This window comes from Flavobacterium notoginsengisoli (assembly GCF_042686225.1).
GTDB classification, from domain to species: domain Bacteria; phylum Bacteroidota; class Bacteroidia; order Flavobacteriales; family Flavobacteriaceae; genus Flavobacterium; species Flavobacterium notoginsengisoli.
In genome coordinates this window covers 1,185,515-1,198,249 of sequence record NZ_JBHUOT010000001.1, presented here as the reverse complement: position 1 = coordinate 1,198,249, position 12,735 = coordinate 1,185,515, and the positions used below count along the sequence as shown (strand labels likewise).

Annotated in this window: 9 protein-coding genes; 8 read left to right on the top strand and 1 reads right to left on the bottom strand. The window is 34.1% G+C overall.

The window, feature by feature from the left end; genetic code table 11:
• Positions 1 to 4 precede the first annotated feature (4 nt).
• Together ACFS3A_RS05075 and ACFS3A_RS05070 are read left to right on the top strand one after the other, a co-directional pair.
• On the top strand, positions 5 to 1,456 hold the full coding sequence (locus ACFS3A_RS05075; protein ID WP_379824317.1) for an ABC transporter permease: 1,452 nt from the start codon (positions 5 to 7) through the stop codon (positions 1,454 to 1,456).
• 2 nt (positions 1,457 to 1,458) lie between these two features.
• Entirely contained in the window at positions 1,459 to 2,808 is a 1,350-nt protein-coding gene (locus tag ACFS3A_RS05070) for a DUF3526 domain-containing protein (RefSeq protein ID WP_379824316.1), read from the top strand.
• Between the two features lie 41 nt (positions 2,809 to 2,849).
• On the opposite strand, the gene ACFS3A_RS05065 is transcribed toward ACFS3A_RS05070, so the two are convergent.
• Positions 2,850 to 3,020, bottom strand: a complete 171-nt coding sequence (locus ACFS3A_RS05065; protein ID WP_379824314.1) for a hypothetical protein — start codon at positions 3,018 to 3,020, stop codon at positions 2,850 to 2,852.
• Between the two features lie 347 nt (positions 3,021 to 3,367).
• Between ACFS3A_RS05065 and ACFS3A_RS05060 the strand changes: the two genes are divergently transcribed.
• The 6 genes from ACFS3A_RS05060 (at position 3,368) to ACFS3A_RS05035 (ending at position 12,733) form a co-directional block, all read left to right on the top strand.
• Complete coding sequence (locus ACFS3A_RS05060) at positions 3,368 to 3,967, top strand: RNA polymerase sigma-70 factor (RefSeq protein WP_379824313.1); 600 nt, start codon at positions 3,368 to 3,370, stop codon at positions 3,965 to 3,967.
• Between the two features lie 67 nt (positions 3,968 to 4,034).
• Positions 4,035 to 5,141 carry a FecR family protein gene (locus ACFS3A_RS05055; RefSeq protein WP_379824311.1) on the top strand — a complete coding sequence of 369 codons (1,107 nt, stop codon included), beginning with the start codon at positions 4,035 to 4,037 and terminating at the stop codon, positions 5,139 to 5,141.
• Positions 5,142 to 5,157: 16 nt separating this feature from the next.
• Entirely contained in the window at positions 5,158 to 8,466 is a 3,309-nt protein-coding gene (locus ACFS3A_RS05050) for a SusC/RagA family TonB-linked outer membrane protein (protein ID WP_379824309.1), read from the top strand.
• A 4-nt stretch (positions 8,467 to 8,470) separates the two neighbouring features.
• Positions 8,471 to 9,922, top strand: coding sequence for a RagB/SusD family nutrient uptake outer membrane protein (locus ACFS3A_RS05045; protein WP_379824308.1), 1,452 nt, complete (start codon positions 8,471 to 8,473; stop codon positions 9,920 to 9,922).
• Entirely contained in the window at positions 9,909 to 11,375 is a 1,467-nt protein-coding gene (locus ACFS3A_RS05040; RefSeq protein WP_379824306.1) for a hypothetical protein, read from the top strand. The genes ACFS3A_RS05045 and ACFS3A_RS05040 overlap by 14 nt, the downstream gene beginning before the upstream one ends.
• 215 nt (positions 11,376 to 11,590) lie before the next feature.
• Positions 11,591 to 12,733, top strand: coding sequence for a cytochrome-c peroxidase (locus ACFS3A_RS05035; protein ID WP_379824304.1), 1,143 nt, complete (start codon positions 11,591 to 11,593; stop codon positions 12,731 to 12,733).
• Positions 12,734 to 12,735: the final 2 nt, after the last annotated feature.

Genomic DNA, 12,735 nt, shown 5'->3' with positions numbered 1-12,735 from the left:
TGATATGAAAATATTACAATCCGAAATTCTTATAGCCAGGCATTTTAAAAAATCTGTTTTTAAAAATCCTGCTGTATATATTATTACCATTTTTATTGGTATTTTGCTTTTGTACGCCGCATTTACAGGCTGGGACAATTACAAAAGTCAAAATGAAACCAGCGAAAAATATCAGCATGAATCCCGGGAAGACTGGTTAAAAAATCCCGATAAGAATCCGCATCGAATGGCGCATTACGGCAATTTTGCTTTTAGAAAAAGTACGCCTTTGAGTGTTTTTGAATTTGGAATGGAACCTTTCTTTGGAAATGCTATTTTCCTTGAAGCGCACAAACAAAATACTGCCAATTTCTCTGAAGCTGGTTTTTCAAACAGCATGCTTCGTTTTGGAGAAATCAGTATTGCTATGGTTTTGCAGGTTTTATTACCACTTTTAATTTTCTTTTTAGGTTTTAATGCCGTTGCTTACGAACGCGAAAACGGAACTTTAAAAATTCTATTAACTCAGGGAATCAATTGGAAACAGCTTTTGGTTGGAAAAACTTTAGGAATTGCAAGCGTAATAATGCTTCTTTTTATCCCAACCATTATTGTTTTAGTTTTAGTCTGGCTGTTTTTGCAAAATTTTTCTATAACAGCAGACGAAACAATAAAAATGCTTTTGTTTATCCTTTTTCATCTGGCTTATCTCCTATTCTTCTGTGTGATTGCTGTTTTAATTTCGGCCATAAGCAAAACTTCCAAAAAAGCATTGATTACGCTTATTGGTATTTGGCTGTTATTTACCATTATTCTGCCAAGAACTACGCAGGCAATTGGTGCTTATATTTACGAAGCGCCTTCTAAAATTCAGTTTACCAGCGATATCGAAAAAGATATTTTAAAGCAAGGAGACAGTCATAATCCGAACGATCCGCATTATAAAGCGATTAAAGATTCTTTGCTTACGGCATACAAAGTCGATTCGGTACAGAAACTTCCGTTCAATTATTCAGGATTCATTATGACCGAAGGCGAAAAAATAAGTTCCAGAATTTACAACGAACATTTAGCTGAACTTTTAAAGATCTACAAAAAACAAAACAGCTTTTCTAAGACGGTTTCTTTTCTAAATCCGTATATCGCCATCAAAAATTTATCAATGGGATTGTCGAATACCGATTACGAATCGTACATCGATTTTCAGAAACAAGCGGAAGATTACCGTTATGCAATGGCTCAGAAAATGAATGCTTTGCAGATTAAATACATCAGCAATAAAAAACCTGGTCCGAACGATAAACCTTTGACAATAGGCAAAGAACATTGGGCCGATGTGGAAGAATTTCATTATGAACCTGAAAAAATCGGAACGGTTCTCAAAAACGAAATTGTCTCCATTATTTCAATTTTGCTCTGGATTGCGGTACTTTTTATCTTAATCAGAATCGCGTCTCATCAACTTAAAGCTATATAATTATGCTGTCATTATTATTCAAAAATTTCATTCGGTCAAAAGGAACCAAAATTGGATTGCTTTTCCTGTTATGCATCGGTTTTATTAGTCTTTTAATTGGAAAACAGTTTCAGGATAAACAAGAAAAAAGCATTCAGGAAGCAACGATTTATCAAAAAGAACATATTGCCAGAAATGCCGCTTTTCATAAAGACGAAATCGGTCTTTTATTGTATTACATCAAATTTTCTTTGGTCAATACTACTTTGCCTATAAACAGTTTAGCGATTGGACAGCGCGATGTTAATCCTTCTATTCAAAACGTTACCATTCGCGGTTTAGAAGGTCAGAAATACGACGCAGAACTCAATAATCCAAACAATCTTTTGTCCGGAAATATCGATTTTAGTTTTGTGCTGATTTATTTATTTCCGCTTCTGATCATTGCTTTTTCTTATAATGTAATTTCAGAAGAAAAAGAAAGCGGTACCTGGAAAATTGTGGCAACGCAGAGTCAGAATACTTTCAAATACATTTTGCAGTTATTTTATGTAAGGATTTTGAGTTTGATCGCTTTGTTTACGGTTTTGCTATTTACTGCTGTTTTGTTCTTAAATATCCCGTTAGATCAATCCTTTTTTATTTTCTTCGGAATAGGAATTCTCTATATATTATTTTGGTTTGCGGTTTGTTTTTTCATCGTTTCCCTGCAAATGCATTCTAATGTTAATGCTGTTTCATTACTAACAATCTGGCTGTTTTTAATCATTATCGTTCCTGCCGGAATTAATGCTTTTATTGTAAATAAATATAAAATTCCTGAAGCGCTGGAGCTCACTATACAACAGCGAAATGCCTATCACGAAAAATGGGACACCGATAAAAATGAAACGATGGAAAAATTTTATAAACATTATCCGCAGTTTCGTGAATATAAGATTCCGGAAGATAAAGAATTCAGCTGGCTTTGGTATTTTGCCATGCAGCAAATGGGTGACGACGAATCGGCAGTGCAGTCTAAGGAATTGTACGCCAAATTGGAACAGCGAAACCGTGCCAGCGAATTGATTGCACAGTTTATTCCAACACTTCACACTCAGATTCAGTTAAACGATATTGCGAAATCTGATTTACGTAACCAGCTTTTGTTTTTGAAAGAAACTACCAAATTTCATGAAAAACTTCGTCTGCATTTTTATCCGAAAATATTTAAAAATGAAGCCGTTAATCAACAAAATTGGGAGAATTATAAAGTTGAAACATTTAAAGATTCGACTGAAATCAGTTTCTTAAAAGCGTTCTTACCTTTATTGCTTTTCATTTTAGTATTGATTGGTTTTGGATGGCGGAATTTTAATCGTCTGGCTGTATAATTTTTACTGCAAAGTTTTTTTTACCGCAAAGACACAAAGTTTTACGCAAAGTTCGCAAAGGTTTTTAAAGCTTTAAGACTAAACTTTTTATGAAAGTTCGCAAAGTTTTCCACACAAAGCTTTGCGAACTTTTGCATTCCTATAAAACCCAGCATATCAAAAAACCTTGCGCTCTTTGCGGTAAAATCAACACAATGAATTTCAATCTGCATTTTAAATTTATTTAGCCACAGATTTCACAGATTTAAATCATTTTAATACTTTAATCTGTAGCAAAAAAATTTCACAAAGTTTTTCACACAAAGCTTTGCGAACTTTTGCATTCCTATAAAACCCAGCATGTCAAAAAAACCTTGCGTTCTTTGCGTTAAAATCGCTCCAATACAGTACACCTACAGTCGAAACTAAACCTATTCTGAATAAAATTTCTTCAAACATTCATTAATTTTATTTTATTTAGAATTAATATAAATAAACTTTTATATTTGCCGCTTTCTTAGCAGGTACAAGTAGTTTTTAAAATTTACTTAATATTGCTTTTCAAAGTAAATTTCGTTTAATGAACCAAAATAACAGTTTCGAATTAGATCTTTTCCATTCCTTTAAGGAAGGCGACGAGACTGCTTATACTTTTTTTTACGACAAATACTTTAAGAGAATCCAATCTTTCAGCGTTCAGTTTATTTATGATCAGGACGAAGCTGAAAATCTCGCTCAGGAAGCCCTACTACACTTATGGCAAAACAAAGAAAATGTTGAATCTCTAGGTGGAGTTCAGGCTTTCTTGTTTACCTACGCCAAATCGAAATGCCTGAATTTAATTCGTCACAATAAAGTGAAAGATAAATTCAAGAATGACCTCCTTAACCACAAAGAAAGAGAATTGGATATTGAAGTTTTAAATTCTCTTCAATTTGACACTCTGGAATTAACAGAATTAGAACGCATTATTCAGGAATCCATCAGCGAACTGCCTCCAAAAACCCGCGAAGTCTTTATTAAAAAACGCTTCGAGAATAAAAAAAATGCCGAAATCGCCGAAGAAATGGAAGTGACTATAAAAGCCGTAGAAGCCCATATGACAAAGGCTTTGAAGATTTTAAAGACCAAATTATCCGATTATTTATTTTTAATTTTTATCCTTATTTATAATAATTAAGAATAAAAGGTAGGGTATTTTAATTCTGAAGTGTACTAACAATAGCGAGAAGTTTAAAAACGCATTTATGACATCGGAACTCATTTATAAATACTTATCTAATGAAGCTTCAGAACAAGAAGTACAGCAACTTTTTGATTGGATTGACGCCTCAGAAGAAAACAAAAAGCAATTTATATCTTTAAAAAAGACATGGACCTTAACAGCGCTTTCCGGAACTATTTCACGTGAAGTTCCGGTTGTTGCATTACAACCAAAAAATAAAATAAGAACGTATTTTAAATACGCGGCCATTCTTGTTGTTTTATTTGGTTTAGGAAAACTAGCTTTTTATTTTAATGAAAGAACAGCTGTTTCAAAAGAAATTGTTCTGGAATTAGGCGATGGCCGTTTGGAATTTTTTACCGAAAAGAATCTGAATACATTGGTGAATGATAAAGGCGAACTGGTTGCCAGAAAATTCCCTGATCAGATTGTTTATTTCGGAAAAGTTCAGGATAAAGACGTTTTATACAATACCTTAAAAATTCCGTACGGAAAAACTTTTAAACTTAAACTTTCAGACGGTACCCTTGTAAGTTTAAATTCAGGAACTACTTTACGATATCCGGAGCAATTTGGTATAAACGGAAATAGAAATGTTTATTTAGCCGGTGAAGCATTTTTTGAAGTTGCTAAAGACAAGCAGCATCCGTTTATTGTACATTCAGATCAGGTTGAAATTGAAGTTCTTGGAACTCGCTTCAATGTAAGTGCTTATCCTGAAGACAAAACCGTGAGCAGTGTTTTGGTTGAAGGAAGCATTAAAATGTCTGAAAAAGAAAATCCTTTAAATACCGTTTTGCTAAAGCCTTCCCAAATGGCTATATGGCAGAATCAGTCTAAGAAAATTACAACGAAAAGCGTTGATACTTCTTTTTACGAAGCCTGGACACAAGGTGAACTTGCCTTCAACAATACCCCATTTTCTACGATTACAAAAATAATTGAGCGCACCTACGACGTTGAAATCATCAACGAAAATGCTGTTTTGGCCAAACAGAATTTTACCGGCTCAATTAAAATCAGTGAGTCTAGTGTCGAGAACATTTTAGATCTTCTAAAACGTGACACGCCTTTTAATTATTCTATTGAACAAAAAACAATTACCATTACACCTATTTTCCATAACTAAATAAAACATGACTTTAATGATACCCAATAACTTAAGAAAAATTCTGTTTTTCTTAGCCCTCCTTATATCCAGTTTTAAAGGTTTTGCGCAAAACAAAACCATTACTTTACATGTCAAAAACAAACCTATAAGCCAAATTATCAAATCGATTGAAGCGCAGACTGATTTTAGAATCATTTATAACGCTAAAAAAATAGATGCAGAACAGTTAGCGGATATTGATGTAGAGAATGCAACTTTAGAAATGACTTTAAAAAAGTTACTAAAAGGCACAAACATCTCCTATTACATTCAGAAAAAGCAAGTTTTATTAACCGATGCTACACCTGTCGAAAAATCCACTTCGGATGTTCAGGAAACGGAACGAATTATAAAAGGAACCGTTTACAGCGCAAACGACAGACAGCCTCTTCCCGGAGCAACAATCCGCATTAAAGGAACCGGAATGGGCGCTATAACTGACTATAACGGAAAGTTTGCTTATGAACTAAAAGGAAATAACATCAAAGATCAGATTCTTGAAGTTGGTTTCTTAGGAATGGAAACCCAAACACAAATAGCTGGTTACAAAAAAGATTTTGTTTTTTATCTTCAGGAAGTTACTGATGAGCTGAATCCTGTTGTAATTACATCTTCTTATGGTACAACAAAACTAAAAGAAGAAATTGTGGGAAGTATTTCGACTTTACAAGCCAAAGATATTGCGGTAGAACAAGCTTCTGAAAGTTTTGATAAAATGATCACAGGACAAATTGCAGGGGTTATGGTTGAAAATACATCTGGAGTTGGAGGTCCGGTTAAGATTAATGTACGTGGTCAGGGAACATTATCATCTTTAACAGGCGCAATTACAGGAACTTCTTCACAACCATTAATAATTGTTGATGGTGTTGTGATGAGTGAAGAATTTGCAATTGATAGCGCCGATTTTGATGGAAGAGGAGATGCTGTTGAAAATTTAGGCAATCCGTTAATGAAAATTGCTCCGGAAAATATAGAAACTATTTCTGTTTTAAAAGATGCCGCAGCAGTAGGTATTTACGGTGCTGACGGAGCAAATGGCGTTATCTTAATTACAACTAAAAAAGGAAAAAAAGGAAAAACGCAATTTGGTTTCTCCAATCAGCTGGGAATTTCATCTGCAATCAACAGAATTAAATATCTAAACGGTGAGCAATTTACCGAGCTTAGAAATGAGTACCAAAAAAATACCACAACAAGTTATGTACCTATTGCTTACAATGGAATTAATACAGATTGGTTTGAGATTTTGAACAGAGCCGGAATTTTTAATAAATATAATTTTAATGTTTCTGGTTCCACTTCTAAATTTTCATACAGAACAAATGTTAGTTATTTAAAAATTGACGAACCTCAATTGGGTAATGATACTAAACAGTTAAACGCAGGAATCAATTTGGGGTATAACTCAGGTAAATGGAGCGCAAATTTAATGCTGAACCCAAGTTATGTACAAAAAAACAATCCAAATATCTTTGCTTCTTTTGCTTATTTACCCACTCTCGCTGCTTACAATGCAGATGGCTCTTATGCCGATTTAGGAGCAAGTGGTATTACAAGAGGAAATCCGCTTGCTGCTATCGAACAAAATAAAAATCAAGCAGAAACTTTTGGAATTTTTGGAAGTTTAAACTTATCGTATCAATTAAGTAAAGCGGTTAAGTTTTCTACTCTTTTCGGAATAGATTACACAGACAAAGAGCAAGATCGATACTTTTCCGGAGCTAACGAAAGCGGTCAGTTTGGTGGCACTTTTAACCTGGACGGGATTGCATATCCTGCATGGGGGCGAAGACTTCTAAATCAAAGAAATTCTACCAAATGGAACTGGCAGGGACAAGTTTTATTTAATAAGCAATTAAATGAAAACCATGAAATTGATGGTATTGCAGGTTTTGAATTATCTGAAGATAAAACAGATTTTAATTATAAATCCGGCGTAGGGTTTGTTAATCCAAATCTAATCAACAAAATATCAGATGCTAATAATCAAACTTTTAGAAGTGAAATAAGTTACAATTCCAGAGTTTCATTCTTATCTCAAGTAAACTACAACTTTAAGAAACGTTATTACATTCTAGCCAATTTAAGACGTGACGAAAGTTCTGTTTTTGGAGATGATACTAATGTTGCTTTAAACGGAGGTGCAGGTTTAAGCTGGATTACCAGTAATGAAAATTTCTTACAGTCAAGTTCCTGGATTGATTTCTTAAAATTTAAAGTAAGTTACGGTTCGACCGGAAACTCCCGAATTGGTTCTTACAGATCTAAAGGTATATACAATGTTAGACAAAACGGTTATAACGGTTATATCGAAGCCACTACACTTGAAGCTCCAAACGGTCATTTAAGCTGGGAGAAAAACACCAAATTTAATGTCGGATTTGATTTTAATATCTTCAAAAGAATTGAATTAACTCTGGAGTATTATTATGACAATAAAAGTGATTTGATTACAACAAGAGATGTTCCAACAGAAACGGGATATGGCTTTGTACAATTAAATGCTTCAAGCATGTACAACAAAGGTTTTGAGCTTACTACCAGAATTAAATGGATAAAGAGCGAACCTTTTAAATGGACAACAACATTTAATATTTCTACTGTAGATAGTAAAGTAACTGAATTAAAAGGTTTAGGAAGTGATTATGCATTAGGAAATATCGCTTTGGCACAAAAAGTAGGTTACAGCACAACTACTTTATGGGGAGTAAAATGGGTTGGTGTTGATCCTGCAACGGGAAGAGATCTTGTACAAAAAGATGGGCAGATTTACGATACTAAATCTTATAATGATAGTCATACCATTGCGGACTGGGAACCTATTGGAGACACACAGGCAGATGCTTACGGAGGTTTTTATAACAACTTTACCTTTTATAATAACCTGACATTGTCTGTTAGAGGAGACTTTCAATTGGGAGGTGATGTATTTATCTCTGATGTATATATTGACAAATATTCTAATACTTTCAATAGAAATTTATCTGTAAATGTTGCAGATCGTTGGAGAAATCCCGGAGATATTGTTTCTCAGCCTGCTGCTACGGCTGCTCCTATTATTCCAAACTTAAGCAAATATGTTTATGATGGAACTTATATGAGAATCAGCAATATCAACCTAAGTTATAAAGTACCGTTAAAAAATACTTTTTTGGATACTCTTTATGTTTTTGCAGATGCTTCTAATGTGGCATATTGGTACAAATCAAAAAGTCCGAAAGGAATGAACGGAATACGAGAATACAGTTTTATCTATCCTCAGGCAAGAACAATCTCGCTTGGAGTTAATGCAAAATTTTAACGAAATGAAATATTTAAAATACATCCCATTATTTTTCCTGATTTTTTCATTACAAAGCTGTAGTGATTTTTTGGAGCAGGAACCAGGAACAAAAACTTCTATTGATGAGTTATTGCAAAATAAACAAGGAGTAATTACTGCTCTAACCGGACTTTATTCAGAAGTTGAAGCCAATGTAAGAAGTGATCGTTATGCAGTTTATGCTGATTTACAGGGAGGAAATATAAAATTTACACCTTCGGTTTCAGGTTCAAGACTGGTTGTACCATTTAGAAATGTGGCAAAAGTTTACAATTTTGATGACTTAGCACAAACTAGCGATTACCTGTCATTTTATGATGACAGTTATGATATAATTAATCAGGCAAACTTAATTTTAGAATATACCCCTTTATTAAAAGATGCTACCGAAGCGGAAAAAAAGCAACTGATGGCAGAGGCTCAAACGATTAGAGCTTACGCACATTTTCTTGTTGCACTCGTTTACAGCCAGGATTACAGCTACACTCCAGATGCTTCTCACTTAGGAATTGTGTATAACACTAAATCAATCAAGGCCGGAATTCAGTATCCGGCAAGAGAGACTGTTGCTAATACATATAATTTAATCATAAATGATTTGAAAGAGGCTATTCCTAATTATTCAACTTTGGTACTTGGTGGTCCTGAATATTCTTATTTTAATGTTAATAGTGCTAAGGCGTTACTTGCCAGAGTTTATTTGAACAAAAATGACTGGACAAATGCATACGAAACAGCAAATGATGTCATTACAAATTCGGGTGTTCAATTGGTTACCAAAGAAAATTATCTTGCAGAATGGGAAAAACCAAATCTTCCTATATCTGAAATTTTATTAGAATTTTCGGTTCCAAAAGATTCTGAAGGTGCGGTTGGAACATCAATGGCAAATAATTTTGGATACACTTCTGCATCTATTTATGGTAGCTATGTTGCTTCAGATGACATCATCAATCTTTATGAAAATACAGATATAAGAAAACAATTATTTCTTACACAATCATTATCAACTTCTGTAAACGGATTAACTATTCCTGTAAATTATAATTTTACTAAAAAATTCCAGAACAACGCTGGCTATGTCGCTTTCAGACTTAGTGAAATGTATTTAATTCGTGCAGAAGCCGCTTTAGAAACAAACAGAGCAGCTATTGCAATGGCAGATATTAATACAATTAGAGCCCGTGCCAATGCAACTTTATTGACTAGCACAGCCAATCTTAAAGAAAATATTCTTTTGGAAAGAAGAAAAGAGCTTTGTTTTGAAGGACATTTATTTTTTGACCTTAAGCGCAATCATAAGAATGTTTCGAGAAATGAAGGCTGTATTTCCACTGTCTGCGGTATCTCCTATCCTTCTTTAAAATTTGTGCTTCCAATCCCAACCTATAACACTAATGCTAACCCTAATTTAAAACAAAATGACTCGTATTAAGATATTAAGTATATTGTTTATTGGAGTATTATTAACTTCATGCTCAAAAGAAGATTATAGACTTGGTTCTGAAATCGATCCTTATTTACGATTTAACTTTTTGGCAAACAGCAATAATGTTCCATTAGAATACCCAGCTGTAAACGGAAGTTTGACTCCTAAGTCAAATTATGTAAATACTTCGATAAAAACGTTGAAAATACCAGTCGCTCTAACAACCCGTAATTTAAACAATACAGTTACAGCCAATTTTAGTGCAGTTTCATCAACCGGAGATACAGAAAGTTTTACAGTAAATCCTGTAAATCAGCTAACTTTTCAGGGAACTAAACTGACCGATACTATTGCTGTTTCTTTTGATAAAAGATGGACAGCAAATCAAAGCATTACTTTAAAATTAGAAACGGTCTCAGATCCTGAAGTTCATATTGGAAATCGAAACACACAATATCCAAACGATACTTTTAAAATTGACTTGGCAGCGATTACAACCAATTATACTTTTCCAACAAACCAAATTCTTGTAAAAGGCGAAGTTGGTGAAACAGTTGATTTTAAAGTAAATTTCCCTAACGGATTTTTTCCTTCTGAAATTGAAAAAGCTTCTATTTTTAAATTTCAAAATGGATTTGAATATTCCTTAACTCACGATGATTATGGAGATAACAGAAGTTCTATAACTTATCATTTGACGCTTTTAGAAGACATCCAGAATGATGATGCCCGTTTTGAATCAAAAATTACATTGGTAAATATTCCAAATTATAATGCTACCGGAACTATCGCTTTAACCATTGTAAAACCAATAAAAACGTCAAGAGATATTCAGGCATATCCAGCATCAAAATTTACGGATCCTACAAATGCCTTTTATTTGACTTATGGTGAACATTGGTTTAACAATAACACAAACTGTGCATGGATGACTTTCAACGCTTTAACTTTCCCGGTTGTTGTAACAAAAGATGATCCAAATGCTATTCTTTACAGCGATAAAGGAACAACAAATCCAAATGATGATGTGTATCATGATGCTTTCAAAATTGGTTTCAATGTTGCCACTGGAACCAATACAGTAAATTCTTTTGGTTTAAAAAGATGGTTTTCTAACGAAAGTAATTCGGCTGCCGTATCTCCAGGATTTAATATTACATCTGCCCTAGAGTTTTTCCCTGCAAACGGAAACAGTAAAACTCAGGGAACTGTTTTGGTAATTCCACAAGACATAACAATCGGATCTAGCGCCACAAACACGTATCAGATTGCGATTTCAGGTGATGGAACATACAAAGAAATAAGTGCCGGTTTATATGAAATTTCATTTGAATTAAAACTAACCAATGATAAACTGTTTGGAGGAACAGTTTCTACACAATATAGAATGTATAACAATAGAACTTATCCAAAGCCAGCTGCTTTAAGCATTCCGTGTCCTAAAGAAGTTTCGCTTTAAATTTAGTGTTCAGTGATCAGAATTTAGTATTCAGTCGCAGTTTTCAGAACACTGGTAATCTTTAACTTTTCAAGCTTTGTCAAAGTTTTAAACTTTGACAAAGCTTTTGGAGTGTAAAAAGGTTTCAAGTTTCAGGTTTCAAGTCGCAACTGAACGTGAAACCTGAAACCTGAAACAAACAAATCAAAAAAACAAAAACAAAAAAACAAAAAGAATTGAAAAAACTAATCTTCCCACTCCTATTCCTGTTAGGATTCTCGGCTTATAAGACAGCCGAAGGTCCTGATTATAATGATATTCAGGAATTACGAAAATTGTATTCCGGCGGAGATTCCTCAAAATGGCCTGCTGCGGAATTACATGAAAGTATTGATAAATCTAAATTTCAGGATATTGGTGTACTTCCTGCTGTGCCATATCCTGCTTATAATCCCTATTCAAAAGAAAAAGAGAGTTTGGGAAAAATCTTGTTTTTTGATCCCAGATTATCACGAAGCGGCCAAATTGCATGCGCTTCCTGTCACAATCCGGAATTGGGCTGGACAGATAATTTGACACGTTCGTTTGGGCACGATCGCCAGACGGGAAAACGAAATTCGATGACGATTTTAAATTCGGCGTATGCCACTTCCCTATTTTGGGATGGACGTGCTTCCAGTCTTGAAGATCAGGCACAGTTTCCCGTTGCAGATCCTTTAGAAATGAATGAAAAGCTGACGATTGCCGTTGATAAAATTGCTAAGATTAAAGGTTATAATTCTTTATTTACAGCTGCTTTTGGCGATAAAAAAGTGACTTTAGAACGAATACAATACGCCATTGCAACTTTCGAAAGATCGATCAACAGTCCAAAAAGTAAATTTGACCAGTTTGTAAGCGGAAAATCAGAGATTTATACCGATCAACAAGTAAAAGGTCTTCATTTGTTTAGAACTAAAGCGCAATGCATCAACTGTCATAATACACCATATTTCAGTGATAATCAGTTTCATAATGACGGACAGACTTTATTCGGAACCAAAAACGAAGATTTCGGACGTTATAATGTTACTAAAGACGTAAAAGATATTGGGAAATTTAGAACGCCGACACTTCGCGAAGTGGTAAATACAAAACCTTGGATGCATCATGGGCATTTCCCAACTCTATTGGATGTTGTGGAATTATACAATTTAGGAAATCCATCTCCTGTTCAGAAAAAATATCTTGGAACAGCAAGAGATTCTTTAATTCCAAAATCAGATCCGATGCTAAAAAAATTGAATTTAAGTAAGGAAGAAATGGGCGATTTATTAGCATTTATTGAAACTTTAAGCACTCCGACAAGAAGAATCATTTATCCAGAAATGCCGAAGTAAAA